We start from the raw sequence: 14,084 nt of genomic DNA, 5'->3' as shown, positions 1-14,084 counted from the left end.
GGCTGTGCTGATCTGTGCGCATGACGACTCCGCTGGGAGCGAGGTGGTGTTGTCCCTCCTAACTCCGGCCGGTTGCGCTAAGGGAGACAGAACGACTCACAACTGCCACGAGTGCGGGCTAGAGCACATCAGAGTTCAGGGAAGCAGACTTCCTGCATCCAGTCGTCGATGAACCATCGACAGTGTGGTCATGACCTCGAGTAGCTCGTCGTCGGTGACGGTGCGGTGAAGCCGCGGATCGTGAGCAACTGGGTTTCGGAACATGCTCGATAGGCCCTTGATGAGGTTTGCCAAGCCGGTCTGCTCGTCCTTCTCGGTCTGGGTCGCCAAGCTGTTGATCGCTAGCCGGGGTGTGCCCGTCCTGCCGAGGGCAAGTGCAGCGTCGACCAGGCTTGCGCCGTCGCCGCTGAGGCCGGTGAGGGCTCGTATCTTGTCGAAGACGCTCTTGGTGGCTTCAAGCCTGGCGTGGAAGCTGTTCTTCATCAGGAGTTCAGCGGTGCAGTAGAGCAGCACGTCCGGGTGCGTGCTGCGCCGTCGAAGTTCGTTTCGCAGGTTGTTGGCGTGCTGGGCGGCTTGGCTCAGCGTGGTTGCCTTCGGCCCGCGGGCGATCTTGCCCTCATCGTTGACTCGAAGTCCTTCGTAGACGAGCACCTCGTTCAGAGCGTCTTGGCGGAGCGTTCGTAAGCCGGGATTGTCTCGGTACCGTACGGGCGCCATCGCCTTGGTGATGAACGCGATTATGCAGTTCGAGGCACCGTCTCGATCTTGCCGGTTCTGTAGAGCGACGCGGAGCCGGAGCCGCTTGGTATGCCCGTCGAGCGGGTCGGGAATACGCAACTCGGCGAGCAAGCTGCCGATTTGGGGACCGGACAGTCCCGTCCGAGTCTCACCAAGTACATCAGCGACGCCTTCAATGGCTTGACTGTCCCAAGGGCTGTGGTGTTGCGGCACGGGTCGTCCTTCCTGCCCGGGTTCGTCGGCTGGCGTGCGTCTGCTTCAGACTGAGTATCGGTCCGCGAGTCGGTCGAAGAAGGTGGTTAGACGTTGCTGGTTCGTCTGTGTGTCGGTGAGTTCGTCGCCGCCGAAGCGGTAGACCTCGTATCCGCGAAGTCGCAGCTCGCGATCTTCCGCCACCATCTCGGCATAACGACGTGGGTCTGCTCGTCGGGTGGATGGGTTGGCGTAGTGCTGGACTCCGTCGCATTCGATCACAACTCGGATGCCTTGGGGAAATAGCAGCAGGAAGTCCATGCGCTGACGTGGAAGTGGTACGGCGACACCTGTGGAGCGGTGGTGGGCACGGGTGTACGGGTCATAGTGCAGGTAGACCTGCGGGATCAGCGCCGGGATCGCAGCTCCCAGGCGACCGTAGCGTTCCGCGTAGGTGCGGAGGACTCGCGACTCTGCTTCGTTGTCGCCGAGCGATCGTTGCAGCCTCCGGTACAGGTTGAGTGATACCTCGCGTTCAGAGGTGACCGACATGTGCGTGAGGGCAGCCCACCAGCTGGTCAGCTCGGCCCAGGTGAGCCCGTTCGCCCGCAGCGGTCGATCGTAAGTCAGGCAGTTCTCCCCGTTCTTGACCACGAGGACGTCGTTGTTCAGGGCGTCGCTGAGAACGATCTCCGGTTTTGGGCCGATGGCGGCAAAGATCAGGTTCTTGACGGGGCCGGGCACGCCTGTGCCGATTCGGTGCGCGGCGAAGACTGGTGCTCCGCTGATGGCGTCGACCTCGACAAGCTCGTACCCGTCGTGGACCAGTGTCTCATTTACGAAGGTCCGTAGCTTCTGGACCTCGTCGGAGTCCAGGCGCACGTCGGGGTGCAGCATCTCGGCGAGGAACCGGAGGAGTGAGGCATCGTCGTCCTTCAGACCGAATCGCGAGTCATGGAAGATCCAGTCGTCGTCCCAGTCTTCGGGGTTGTTGCAGCGGTGCTGGATGATGTCGCCCTTGGCCGTGGGGAAGCGATCATCGTGGGTAGGCAGGGCGTTGAGGTCGTAGAGGCGCTCGAGGAAATCGATCTCGTCGAGGAGGCCGTGCCAGGCAGTGGTCCGCAAGCCGTTGACGAGCCGGCGGCGGGTGACTTCGGTGATGCGGTTTTCAGCAGCGATAGTGCACCTCGCAGGCGAACCACGAGCTCGAGCTCACTTCCTGCCTCCTCAGAACGAACTTCGGTCGACTCCTCCATAAGAGTAGGGAAGGGGACCGACAGTTCTCGCCGGCTGCTTCAGGTCGGCGAGAGGCGCGAGAGGCGGGGACGGTAGCCCGGACGGAGCATGGTCGGCGCGGGTCCAAGAGCGCCTTTCAGATTCACCTATTCGGGGGACGCTGCTGGGGCACTTTTCGTGACCCCATTTCGCCGCCACCGGCGCGGTGCCCCAGTTTTGCCCCAGCTACCGGCCGGTAGCTGAACTTCTTCATGACGAAACTCAAGATCCGGTACCACGAAAAAACCGCCCTACCTGGACCTTTAGATCCGGTGGGCGGTGTTTCGTCACTGTGGAGCTAAGGGGACTCGAACCCCTGACCCCCTCACTGCCAGTGAGGTGCGCTACCAGCTGCGCCATAGCCCCGGAGCGAAGGTGAACTCCGCATCTCGTATGGCCATACAGTACACCCCGCCCGGCACCCCTCCGCACGGGGGTCCCCGCATCGCCTCCAGCCTCATCACCTGCGGTTTTACACCTTATTTTTAGTCGTGTATTGACTCCGGGTGTGGCCGCCGTTACATTTTGGCGCGGTTGTGACGCCGAGGTCCCCGCCCGTTACGCGGCGTCTACTCCCAGACCCGGGCATGCCTCTGCCGTTTCCTGCGGATGCCGCCCGGTGCGGCAGAGGAGGTTCGCATGAAGACGGGACGGCGGGTGGTCACGCTGCTCTCGGCGGCGTTCGCCCTGGTCGCCGGCACCGTGCCGGCACGCGAGCCCACGCCGCGGTCACGCCGGACGGCTGGTACACCGTCACCGCCGCCGGGAGTGGCAAGTGCGTCGACGCGCGGGCTGCCGGGCCCGCCAACGGGACCGTCGTCCAGCAGTACTCCTGCAACCAGACCGCCTCGCAACAGCGGCAGTTCCAGTCCACCGGCGACGGCGTGAACGCCCGCACCAACCCGGCCGCCGCCGGGGACGTCACCGGCATCTCCGCCGCCGCTGGCGGGCTCGTCCAGCTCTGGTCCTGCTCGAACGGCGCCAACCAGCAGTGGCAGGCCGTCGACGAGGGCGCCGGCCGGTACCGCTTCGTCAGCCGCAACAGCGGGAAGTGCCTCGACGTCCCCGGCGCGTCCACCGCCGACTCCGTCCAGCTCCAGTACACCTGCGACGGCACCGCCGCCCAGTCCTTCACGCTCACCCCGGTCGACACGAGCCGGCCGGACTTCGGCCCGAACGTCGTGATCTTCGACCCGTCGACGCCGAGCTCCACCATCCAGAGCCGGCTCAACAGCATCTTCAGCCAGCGGGAACGCAACCAGTTCGGCAGCCGGCGCTACGCCGTCATGTTCAAGCCTGGCACCTACGCCAACGACGTCAACGTGGGCTTCTACACGCAGGTCCTGGGCCTCGGCCTGAGCCCCGACGCCGTCACGGTCAACGGTGCCGTGCACGTCGAGGCCGGCTGGTTCCCGCCGCAGAACGCCACCCAGAACTTCTGGCGCGGCGCGGAGAACCTGTCCGTGAACCCGAACGGGGCTGCCGACCGGTGGGCGGTCAGCCAGGCCGCGCCCTACCGGCGCATGGACGTCCGCGGTGACCTGCAGCTCGACGACGGCGGCTGGGCCAGCGGCGGCTGGATCTCCGACAGCAAGGTCGACGGCCAGGTCCGCTCCGGCTCGCAGCAGCAGTGGATCTCCCGCACCTCGCAGTTCGGCAGCTGGAACGGCTCGAACTGGAACATGGTCTTCGCCGGCGTCCAGGGCGTGCCCGCCAACACCTTCCCGGCGCCGCCCTGCACCACCGTCGGCCAGACGCCGGTCGTGCGGGAGAAGCCGTTCCTCTACCTCGACGGCACCGGCAACTACCAGGTCTTCGTGCCGGCCACCAGGACCAGCGCGTCCGGCACGACCTGGGCGAACGGCGCCGCGCCCGGCACGTCGATCCCGATCGGCCAGTTCTTCACCGCCAAGCCCGGCACCACCGCCGCGGACCTGGACGCCGCGCTCGCCGCGGGAAAGAACCTGCTGGTCACGCCCGGGGTCTACCACCTGAACCAGGCGCTGCACGTCACCCGGCCGGACACCGTCGTGCTCGGGCTCGGCATCGCCACGCTCGCGCCCGACAACGGCGTCCAGATCGCCGGCCTGCTCGTCGACGCCGGCACGACCGACTCGGCCACGCTCATGCAGGTCGGTCCGGCCGGTTCGAGCGCCGACCACGCCGCCGACAACGCCTACGGCCTCTTCGTCGAGCACTACCAGAAGACGCAGGTCGTCCGGAACGGCAACGGCGGCCGGACGTCCTTCTTCCAGAACGAGATGCCCTACGACGTGCCGAACCAGCCGAGCTGGATGAACGGCTCCACGCCGGGCTTCTCGGCCTACCGGGTGGGCCCGGACGTCACCGGCCACGAGGCGTGGGGCCTGGGCCGCTACTGCTACTTCAGCACCAACCCGTCCGTGGTCGGCGCTCACGCGTTCGAGGCGCCGAACACGCGGGGTGCCCGGTTCCACGACATGGTGACCGTGTCGCTGAACCACCAGGGCACGATCACCCATGTGATCAACAACACCGGCCCGGCCACGCCGTCCGGGACCGAAGCCGTCGACCTGGTGAGTTACCCCTGAGCAACCGGCGTGCGCCGTGGTGGCGGCCGCGGCGCACGCCGGTCCTTTGTGGATACCCCCGAACGGGGTGTTCGGGGAGCCGACGCTGGGTAATCGCCGCGATACTGAGGTCCCCAACGATCCGGGAGCGGCAGATGACCTCCTTCGCAGCGTTCTCCGTCGTCGAACCCCGCCGCGCGTGGCCGATCGCCGCCGTCCGCGGCGTGTTCGCCGTGCTCTTCGGCCTCTTCGCGCTGATCTGGCCGGGCGCCACCGTGCTCGTCCTCGCGATCCTGTACGGCGTGTACGCGATCATCGACGGCATCGGCGGCCTGGTGCAGGCGTTCCGCCCGGGTGACGCCGCCCACCGCGCGGCGTACGGGATCCTCGGTGCGCTGGGCATCATCGCCGGCATCCTCGTGCTGGTCTGGCCGGGCATCACGGTGCTGCTGCTGGCCCTGCTCGTCGGCCTGTGGGCGATCGTCACGGGCATCGCCGAGATCGCCGCGGCGGTCCGGCTGCGCAAGCAGATCCACGGCGAGGCGTTCCTCATCGCGGCCGGCGCGATCTCGGTGCTCGCCGGCATCCTCATCGTGATCAACCCGATCGCGGGCGCGTTCGGCATCGCGCTGCTGGTCGGCGTCTACGCCCTGATCTACGGGATCATGCTGCTGGTGCTGGCGTTCCGGCTGCGCAAACTCGGGGACACCACCCCGGCCGCCTGAGTAGCGTGCGGGGGTGTCGACCCGCGAACTGGTGGTGCTGGGCACCGCGAGCCAGGTGCCCACGCGCCACCGCAACCAGAACGGCTACCTCCTGCGCTGGGACGGCGAAGGCATCCTCTTCGACCCCGGCGAGGGCACGCAGCGCCAGATGCTGCGCGCCGGCGTCGCGGCGACCGACGTCACCCGCCTGTGCGTCACGCACTTCCACGGCGACCACAGCCTCGGCCTGTCCGGCGTCATCCAGCGGCTTTCGCTGGACAAGGTGCGCCACCCCGTCCACGCGCACTTCCCGGCCTCCGGCGCGCACTACTTCGAGCGCCTGCGGCACGCGACGGCGTTCTACGAGACGGCTGACCTGCGCGAACACCCGATCGCCGAGGACGGCCCGATCGCGTCCGGCAAGTTCGCCCTCGAAGCCCGGCGCCTCAGCCACCCGGTCGAGGCGTTCGGCTACCGGCTGACCGAGCCGGACGGCCGCACGATGCTGCCCGAGCGGCTGAAGGAACGCGGCATCGAGGGCCCGGACGTCGGCCGGCTGCAGGGCGAGGGGCGTCTCGGCGACGTCACGCTCGAAGACGTCAGCACGCACCGGCCCGGTCAGCGCTTCGCGTTCGTGATGGACACCCGGTTGTGCGACAACGTGTACGCCCTCGCGGAACACGCCGACCTGCTCGTCATCGAGGCGACGTTCCTCGCCGAGGACACCCAGCTGGCCCGCGACTTCGGGCACCTGACGGCGCAACAGGCCGCGCGCGTCGCCGCGGAGTCCCGCGTCCGCCGGCTCGTGCTGACGCACTTCTCGCAGCGCTACGCCGACCCGGCGCGTTTTCTCGAGGAGGCCAAAGCCGAGTTCGACGGCGACATCGTGGTGGCCGAGGACCTGGAGCGGGTCCAGGTGCCGAAACGGCGGTCCTCCCCAGGCGGGCACCCCGCGCCGTAGGCTGCACGTCGTGAGCCAGCCGATCCTGATGACCGTCGACGACGATCCCGCCGTGTCCCGCTCGGTCGCCCGCGACCTGCGTCGGCGCTACGGGAAGGACTACCGCGTCATCCGCGCCGACTCCGGCCCGGACGCCCTCGACGCCCTGCGCGAGATCAAGCTGCGGGGCGACGCCGTCGCGGCGATCCTCGCCGACTACCGGATGCCGCAGATGGACGGGATCGCCTTCCTCGAGAAGGCGATGGACCTGTTCCCGCACGCGCGCCGCGCTCTGCTGACCGCCTACGCCGACACCGACGCCGCGATCCAGGCGATCAACGTCGTCGACGTCGACCACTACCTGCTCAAGCCGTGGGACCCGCCGGAGGAGAAGCTCTACCCGGTGATCGACGCGCTGGTCGAGACCTGGAAGGCGGTCGGCGACCGGCCGGTCGAGGAGGTCAAGCTGATCGGCCACCGATACAACTCCCCGTCGTTCCAGATGCGCGACTTCCTCGCGCGCAACGCGGTGCCCTACCGCTGGTTCTCCGTCGACGACGAAGAGGGCCGCCGGATCCTGCAGGCCGCCGACGCGACTGAAGCGGACATCCCGGTGGTCGTCACCCCGGACGGCACCGTCCTCAAGCAGCCCGGCGGCAGCGAGATCGCCGACGCCGTCGGCCTGTCCACGCGCCCGGCGCAGGAGTTCTACGACCTCGTGGTGATCGGCGGCGGCCCGGCCGGCCTCGGCGCCGCGGTGTACGGCGCGTCCGAGGGGCTGCGCACGGTGCTCGTCGAGAAGAAGGCGACCGGTGGCCAGGCGGGGACGAGTTCGCGGATCGAGAACTACCTCGGCTTCCCCGACGGCGTCTCCGGCGCGCAGCTGACCGACCGCGCGCGCCGCCAGGCGCAGAAGTTCGGCGCCGAGGTGCTGACCGCCCGTGACGTCGTCGGCCTGGAAGCCCGCGGCTCGTCCCGGGTCGTCACCTTCGGCGACGGCAGCGAGATCGCCGCGCATTCGGTGATCCTGGCCAGCGGCGTCACCTACCGGGCGCTCGAGGCCGAGGGGGTCGAGGAGCTGACCGGCCGCGGCGTCTACTACGGCTCGGCGGCGACCGAGGCGCCCGAGTGCAAGGGCGAGCACGTCTACATCGTCGGCGGCGCCAACTCCGCCGGGCAGGCCGCGGTGTTCTTCTCCCGGCACGCCAGCGACGTCACGATCCTGGTGCGCGGCGCGTCGCTGGAAGCGTCCATGTCGCACTACCTGATCGAGCAGATCGCGGGCATCGGCAACATCCACGTCCGCACCCACACCACGGTCAAGCAGGTCCACGGCAGCGACCACCTCGAGCGGATCACGCTGTGCGAGAACGGCGTCACCGAAACGGTCGAATCCGGGCACCTGTTCATCTTCATCGGCGCCGCCCCGCGCACGGACTGGCTCGGCGAGGGCCTCCAGCGCGACGACCACGGCTTCGTCTGCACCGGCCCGGACCTGATGGCGAACGGGCAGCGGCCGGCGGGCTGGCCGCTCGACCGTGATCCGTACTACCTCGAGTCGTCGATCCCGGGCGTGTTCGTGGCCGGTGACGTGCGGTCCCAGTCGGTCAAGCGGGTGGCGTCCGCGGTCGGTGAGGGCGCGATGGCCGTGACGCTGGTACACCGGTACCTGGAGGAACAATGAGCGCACTGCCGCGGGAAGAGCTTCGCGGGCTCTTCCTGTTCGAACACCTTTCCGAAGCGCAGCTCGACTGGGTCGCCGCCAACGCCGTGCTCGAGGAGCACGAGGGTGGCTCCACGATCATCAGCGAAGGCGGCGAAGCGACCTGCTTCTACGTCCTGCTCGGCGGCGCGATCCGGATGACGCGCCTGGTCAGCGGCACCGAGGTGGAGACCAACCGGTCCGACCAGCGCGGCGCCTACTTCGGCGCGACGCAGTTCTTCGTGCACCAGGAGGCCGAGCACCGGTACGGCGCGTCGGTGCGGGCACTGTCGGACGTCACGCTGCTGGCGCTGCCGGCGAACGAGTTCGCCATCGAGTTCCGCCGGTGGTTCCCGATGGCCACGCACCTGCTGGAGGGCATGTACCTCGGCTGGCGCAACAGCGACACCGTGATCGGCTCGCGCCGCCGCCTGCTCGCCCTCGGCGAACTTTCGGCGGGCCTGACGCACGAGCTGAACAACCCGGCCGCCGCGGCCGTGCGGGCCACGGCGGCGCTGCGCGAGCGCGTCGCCGGGATGCGGCACAAGCTCGCCTTCCTGGCCAAGAAGGACATCGAGCCCGAGCTGCTCTACCAGCTCATCGACGTCCAGGAACGCCTGGTCAAGCAGGTCGCGCAAGCGGAGAAGCTGACCGCCATGCAGCAGGCCGACCGCGAGGACGAGATCACCGACTGGTTCGACGACCACGGCATCGACCAGGGCTGGGACCTCGCCGACATCTACGTCCGGGCCGGGCTGACCACCGCCGACCTGGACAACGTGCTGGAGCAGGTCGGCGACACCTTCATCGACGGCGCGGTCCGCTGGCTCGCGTACGCGCTCGAGACCGAGATGCTGATGGGCGAGATCGAGGACTCGACCACGCGCATTTCGGCGCTGGTCGGCAAGGCCAAGCAGTACTCGCAGATGGACCGGGCGCCGCACCAGTGGGTCGACGTCCACGACGGTCTCGACTCCACGCTGGTCATGCTCGCCGGCAAGATCGGCGGCGGCGTCCGCGTCGTGAAGGAGTACGACCGGAACCTGCCGAAGATCCCCGCGTACCCGGCCGAGCTGAACCAGGTCTGGACGAACATCATCGACAACGCGCTGGGCGCCATGAAGGGCGAAGGCACGCTGACGCTGCGGACGTGGGGCCAGAACGACCAGGTGCGCGTCGAGATCGGCGACACCGGCCCTGGCATCCCCGAGGAGATCAAGCCGCGGATCTTCGAGCCGTTCTTCACGACCAAACCGGTCGGCGAAGGCACCGGGCTGGGCCTGGACATCTCGTGGAAGATCGTCGTCGAACGCCACCAGGGTGACCTGCGCGTCGAGTCCGAGCCGGGGAATACCCGGTTCGAGGTGTGCCTGCCGACGGTCGAGCAGGCCTCGCTCTGATGGCTTCCGTCCCGGCGGTCACGACCGAGCTCGGGGCGCTGGTGGGGCTGGCGGGTGACGGTGTCCGCGTCTGGCGCGGGATCCCGTACGCCCGCCCGCCGGTCGGCGAGCTGCGGTGGAAGGCACCGCAGCCGCCTGCGCTTTCGGGTGGCGTGCACGTCGTGACGGAGTACGGGCCGCACGCGATGCAATCACCGGATCCGATGAATCCGTCCGCCGTGTGCGACGAGGATTGCTTGTACCTCAACGTGTGCACGCCCGAAGGGCCCGCGCCCGACGGCGGGTGGCCGGTGCTGTTCTGGCTGCACGGCGGCGGCTACCGCGTCGGGCACGGCGAGCAGCTCGGTGACGGCGAGGAGTTCGCCCGCGCCGGGATCGTCGTCGTCACGATCAACTACCGGCTCGGCTCGCTCGGCTTCCTGCACCTCGGCGGCGTCTTCGGCGAATCCGAAGCGGACGCCGGCGTCTGCGGACTCCTCGACCAGGTCGAGGCCCTGAAGTGGGTGCGCCGCAACATCTCCGCGTTCGGCGGCGACCCGGCGCGGATCACCGTGTACGGCGTGTCGGCGGGCGCGAAGAGCGTCGGGAACCTGATGGGCAGCCCGCTGGGCGCCGGGTTGTTCGCGCAGGCGATCAGCAGCAGCGGCGGCGCCGACCACGTCGCGACGCCGGAGGCCGGGACGGCGTTGGCACGCCGGTTCCTGGACGAGATCGGCTGCCACGACATTTCGATGTTGCGGGCGATTCCGGCCAAGGAATTCGTCGAAGCACAGGAACGCATTCTGTCCGGTTTCCAGGCGCTGTGGCTGTGGCGGCCGACGTTGCATCCCCGCGTGCTGCCGGAGGTGCCGATCGAGCCGATCCGGCGGGGGAGCGCGGCCGGGATCCCGCTGCTGATCGGCAACAACAGCAACGAAGGCAGCACGTACGCGATGATGCTGGGCGACGACGTCGCGACCGCGCCCGCCAAGAATGTGCTTTCCGAAATCCTTGGCCCCGAAGGTGCTGCGCACCTTTTGGAGACGTATCTTCGCCGCGTCCCCGACCTCAAGTCGGCGAAGATCGCCGCGCTCGGGGACGAACGGTACGGCATTCCGACGCAGCGTCTCGCCGACGCGCAGTCCGCACACGCGCCCGTCTACCGCTACCGCATCGACATCGCGGCGCCGGGCGTGCCCGAGCAGCTCGACGGTGGGCACGGCACCGAGACGACCATGGCGTGGAAGACGCCGTTGCCGCTGTACGCCGAAGCGACCGCCGTGAACCCGGCCCGCGAGCGCGCGGCGCTGCTGATCCACCGCAGCTGGGTGCGGTTCGTGCGGGACGGCGTGGCAGACGCCGACGGGCCGGAATGGCCGCCGTACGGCCCGGATCTGCGGCCGGTGCTGGTCTTCCGGGAGGACACGGATCTGGTGCTCGACCCGCGCGCCGACGAGCGAAAGGCTTGGGGCGACACGGAATGGGAGTCCGGGACCTGGTTTCCGGTCCCCTGACGACTCTTTTGATCGCTCTACCCGTGTGAGTGATGATGTTCGAACGCGCGTTCGAGTAGCGTGATCGGTGTCCGGCTCATCGAGGAGGGGTCATGAACGGGTACCGAGTTTCGGCAGGGTCAGCGTCATCGCGGCGGTCGTCAGCCAGCTCAGCAGGTCGGCCAGGGGAATGCGGGAAAGCCGTTCCGGCCATTCGGTCGCCACTGTGTGGAGCACGAGTTCGTCTTGCCGCGGCTCGACTTTCGTCAGTGTTATGCCTGGCGGGAGTTCCGGCAGGGGCAGCACGATGGGCCGGAAACGCCGGGGCGCCCGCAGTTCCTTCTGTCCGATGTGGAGGGTCTGCGGCAGGAGCACCACGGTGTCGTCTTCGACCTGCGGCCGCAGGGTCAGGTGCCCCCAATGCGGGTGCTTGGCCCAGTGAACCTGCAGCAGCCCGTTTCCGGCCGGCGCGGCCACGATCCCGGGCCGGACCGCGGCAACGCGTTCGCGCAGCACGTCCGCGGAAACGGCGATGCGCAGCTGAACGCGAGCGGGAATGGCGGCCGGAGTGGGCAGCGACCGGAGGCGGACATCTTCGGCGAGCACGGTGACGCGCCGCAGCGGAATGCTGCTGCTGCCGCCGCCGGCGTCGGGCTCGGGCCAGTCGACATCGTGGGCGACGATCCGGACGTCGCCCACGCGCCCGGTGGCGAGGCGAAGGCTGTCAGCGGGGTAGTCGAGTTCGGCGAGGGTGAGCCCGACCTCACGGTCCCCGACGGTGGCAGTGAGCCGGCGCCCGACGAGTTGTTCGGTGACGGTACGAGCAAGAGCGGCGGGAGTGACGGGAAGGTGGGGAAGAAAAGACCGCCCAGCGGCGGCGAGCCCAGCCAGCTCAGGCCAGGGCGACCAGCCATCGAACCACCTGCCGTCACTCATCGCTCAAGTGTCGCCGAAGCGGCGGACAACCGCCGCTCTGGGGCGGTCGCTTGGTGAGGAGACTCTCTGCTTGACGGTGCACCGTGCTCCGGGACAAACAGGGCTCCGCTGTCCGCCGAGGGGATGACGGGTTCGTGCTGGCGTTGCCCGCGAGTGGTCAACTTCGGCTGTCCGCACGGGTGCGGGCCGGATTCGGGCGGTGGAGCTGGGTGAGCGCCAGACTCCGGCTGTCTGCCATTCGCTGAACCCAACCGGCTGGCTGTCGCTGGGCTGGGTCGACCGGGCTGGTCCGCCTGAGCCGATCCGCTTGGCGGGCTGCCGGGCTCCGGGTGGGGAGAACTCCGCTATCCGCCAAGGGCACCTGCACTCAGCCTCCGGCTGGCTGTCGCTGGGCTGGGTCGACCGGGCTGGTCCGCCTGAGCCGATCCGCTTGGCGGGCTGCCGGGCTCCGGGTGGGGAGAACTCCGCTGTCCACCAAGGGGGCCTGTGCCCGGCGGCCGGCTGGCTGTCGCTGGGCTGGGTCGACCGGGCTGGTCCGCCTGAGCCGATCCGCTTGGCGGGCTGCCGGGCTCCGGGTGGGGAGAACTCGGCTATCCGCCAAGGGCACCTGCGCTCAGCTTCCGGCTGGCTGTCGCGCGCTGGATCGGCTGGCCGGAATGGGCCACCGCGCTTAGTGGCCCACTGGCCTCCAGTTGTCCGCCACCGGCGGGCCGGGTTCGGTCTGGCGGTCCATGGCTGAATCGCTGTCGCTACCGCGCCACCGCGTGGCTCGGCGTGCGGCCCAGCCCGGAGCAGCGGCGATCTCCATTCCCGCGTCGGCCGCCTGTGGCTCGCAGCCGACCCCCGGCCGGCGGGCGGCGGCTCGGCCGTGCGCTCAGCCTGCCGTGGCATGGCTCGGCAAGCCGCAACCACGCCCGCACGGCCAACTCGCCAGACCTCTGCAGCGGCCAGGAAGCCGTCAGCAGTCCGCTCGCAGCGCGGGCTGACATGGCCCCACCGCAGCCGCAGGGTTACCTGCTCCGGCAGGCACACCCGCAGCCGCGCGACCCCCAACCCCCGACCGATGTCCCTCAAGGACACCAGCGGCGGCAAGAGGCCCGCGCGGCTACCCGACGACAGCCGTCACCGGCCCGCGAAGCGGGCGATGATGCCGGTCACGACCAGCCAGAACACCGCGGCCAGGCCGTAGTCCAAGATGACCGCCAGGCTCGGGCTGTCCACCGGGAACAAGCCCGGCCAGAACAACGCGAGAGGAACCGCCAGTGACTTGATGAACTGGAAGAAGGCGTTGCCGGCGTTGGCACCGGCCAGCACCATGATCATGTAGAGAACTTCGATCCCCGCGAAGATCGCGCCGATCGCCGTGATGACCCGCACGGCCGTGTTCCGTCTGGTGGTGGTTCGCCAAGGAGACATGTCCCGAAAATTCCCGGATCGGGTGACTGATCAAACGCGCCCGTGCGCAGATTGCGCCGTTCGGCCGCTTCTGTTGCTCTCCGGCGCCCGCCGCGCACACCGCGTCAGCGGCACCGCGTCCAGCCGTTAGCCTGGCCGGGTGCCCGATGCCACGCAGGATCCGCCCGTCGAAGAGCAGCGCTTCGTCCGCGACGACTGGTACGGGGAAGAAATCACCGGACGGCACTACGTGCGGTGCGAGTTCCACGAAGTCGACTTCTCCGAGACACAGACCCGGAACTCCGTCTTCACCGACTGCGTGTTCGGGAACGTGCGCTTCAACGCGTCGCAGCACGCGGACTCGGCCTTCACCGGCTGCGCCTTCAAACGGTGCGACTTCTTCGACGCCGAGTTCACCGGCTGCAAGCTCGTCGGCGCGACCTTCAGCGAGTGCGAGCTGCGGCCGCTGCGCGTCACCGGCGGGGATTGGTCGTTCGCCGGCCTCGCCGGTGCCGATCTGCGGGCCGTCGCCTTCCACGGTGTCCGGATGCGGGAGGCGGACCTCACCGGGGCCGACTGTGCCGACGCCGTCTTCGCCGACGTCGACCTGTCGGGGGCGATGCTGCACGCCGTCAAACTGCCGCGCGCGGACCTGCGCGGCAGCGACCTCTCGGCGCTCGACCCGCTGAACGCCGAGCTGGCCGGCGCGATCGTGTCACCCGAACAGGCTGCGGTGCTCGTCACGTCGCTCGGGCTGCGCGTCCGGGCGTAGGCTCGGGCC

Annotated in this window: 11 protein-coding genes and 1 tRNA gene; 7 read left to right on the top strand and 5 right to left on the bottom strand. The window is 69.0% G+C overall.

What is annotated here, in order from left to right:
* Window positions 1-135: 135 nt before the first annotated feature.
* The 3 genes from BT341_RS41245 to BT341_RS41235 form a co-directional block, all read right to left on the bottom strand.
* Complete coding sequence (locus tag BT341_RS41245; RefSeq protein ID WP_072481379.1) at window positions 136-951, bottom strand: TIGR02391 family protein; 816 nt, start codon at window positions 949-951, stop codon at window positions 136-138.
* 45 nt (window positions 952-996) lie between these two features.
* Window positions 997-2,091 carry an AbiJ-related protein gene (locus BT341_RS41240; protein WP_281256045.1) on the bottom strand — a complete coding sequence of 365 codons (1,095 nt, stop codon included), beginning with the start codon at window positions 2,089-2,091 and terminating at the stop codon, window positions 997-999.
* A gap of 407 nt (window positions 2,092-2,498) precedes the next feature.
* Window positions 2,499-2,571, bottom strand: a tRNA-Ala gene (locus BT341_RS41235).
* Between the two features lie 221 nt (window positions 2,572-2,792).
* Between BT341_RS41235 and BT341_RS41230 the strand changes: the two genes are divergently transcribed.
* From BT341_RS41230 to BT341_RS41205, 6 genes are all read left to right on the top strand, one after another.
* On the top strand, window positions 2,793-4,775 hold the full coding sequence (locus BT341_RS41230; RefSeq protein WP_425426451.1) for an RICIN domain-containing protein: 1,983 nt from the start codon (window positions 2,793-2,795) through the stop codon (window positions 4,773-4,775).
* A 134-nt stretch (window positions 4,776-4,909) separates the two neighbouring features.
* The gene (locus BT341_RS41225) at window positions 4,910-5,479 is read left to right on the top strand and encodes an HdeD family acid-resistance protein (RefSeq protein WP_072481377.1); all 570 of its coding nucleotides are present in this window, start codon (window positions 4,910-4,912) and stop codon (window positions 5,477-5,479) included.
* A gap of 13 nt (window positions 5,480-5,492) precedes the next feature.
* Complete coding sequence (locus BT341_RS41220) at window positions 5,493-6,419, top strand: ribonuclease Z (RefSeq protein WP_072481376.1); 927 nt, start codon at window positions 5,493-5,495, stop codon at window positions 6,417-6,419.
* 10 nt (window positions 6,420-6,429) lie between these two features.
* A complete protein-coding gene (locus tag BT341_RS41215; protein WP_072481375.1) occupies window positions 6,430-8,082 on the top strand; it encodes a response regulator in 1,653 nt (550 codons plus the stop codon).
* Complete coding sequence (locus tag BT341_RS41210) at window positions 8,079-9,500, top strand: ATP-binding protein (protein ID WP_072481374.1); 1,422 nt, start codon at window positions 8,079-8,081, stop codon at window positions 9,498-9,500. The genes BT341_RS41215 and BT341_RS41210 overlap by 4 nt, the downstream gene beginning before the upstream one ends.
* Entirely contained in the window at window positions 9,500-10,993 is a 1,494-nt protein-coding gene (locus tag BT341_RS41205; RefSeq protein WP_072481373.1) for a carboxylesterase/lipase family protein, read from the top strand. The genes BT341_RS41210 and BT341_RS41205 overlap by 1 nt, the downstream gene beginning before the upstream one ends.
* A gap of 90 nt (window positions 10,994-11,083) precedes the next feature.
* Here BT341_RS41205 and BT341_RS41200 read toward each other — a convergent pair whose 3' ends face one another.
* Together BT341_RS41200 and BT341_RS41195 are read right to left on the bottom strand one after the other, a co-directional pair.
* Window positions 11,084-11,908 (bottom strand): hypothetical protein, encoded by an 825-nt coding sequence (locus tag BT341_RS41200; RefSeq protein ID WP_072481372.1) that lies wholly within the window; start codon window positions 11,906-11,908, stop codon window positions 11,084-11,086.
* Window positions 11,909-13,030: 1,122 nt separating this feature from the next.
* Entirely contained in the window at window positions 13,031-13,285 is a 255-nt protein-coding gene (locus BT341_RS41195) for a hypothetical protein (protein ID WP_003083120.1), read from the bottom strand.
* A gap of 178 nt (window positions 13,286-13,463) precedes the next feature.
* On the opposite strand from BT341_RS41195, the gene BT341_RS41190 reads away from it, so the two are divergent.
* Window positions 13,464-14,075 (top strand): pentapeptide repeat-containing protein, encoded by a 612-nt coding sequence (locus tag BT341_RS41190; protein WP_072481371.1) that lies wholly within the window; start codon window positions 13,464-13,466, stop codon window positions 14,073-14,075.
* Window positions 14,076-14,084: the final 9 nt, after the last annotated feature.

Source organism: Amycolatopsis australiensis, assembly GCF_900119165.1.
GTDB lineage: Bacteria > Actinomycetota > Actinomycetes > Mycobacteriales > Pseudonocardiaceae > Amycolatopsis > Amycolatopsis australiensis.
The sequence above is the reverse complement of the archived record's forward strand: the minus strand, read 5'-3'. Positions and strand labels throughout refer to the sequence as shown.

What these genes read in the sequence shown, in the direction of transcription:
- BT341_RS41205 (WP_072481373.1), top strand. Translation starts at nt 9,500, where the DNA reads ATGGCTTCCGTCCCGGCGGTCACGACCGAGCTCGGGGCGCTGGTGGGG.
- BT341_RS41230 (WP_425426451.1), top strand. Translation starts at nt 2,793, where the DNA reads ATGCCTCTGCCGTTTCCTGCGGATGCCGCCCGGTGCGGCAGAGGAGGT.
- BT341_RS41200 (WP_072481372.1), bottom strand. Translation starts at nt 11,908, where the DNA reads ATGAGTGACGGCAGGTGGTTCGATGGCTGGTCGCCCTGGCCTGAGCTG.
- BT341_RS41210 (WP_072481374.1), top strand. Translation starts at nt 8,079, where the DNA reads ATGAGCGCACTGCCGCGGGAAGAGCTTCGCGGGCTCTTCCTGTTCGAA.
- BT341_RS41225 (WP_072481377.1), top strand. Translation starts at nt 4,910, where the DNA reads ATGACCTCCTTCGCAGCGTTCTCCGTCGTCGAACCCCGCCGCGCGTGG.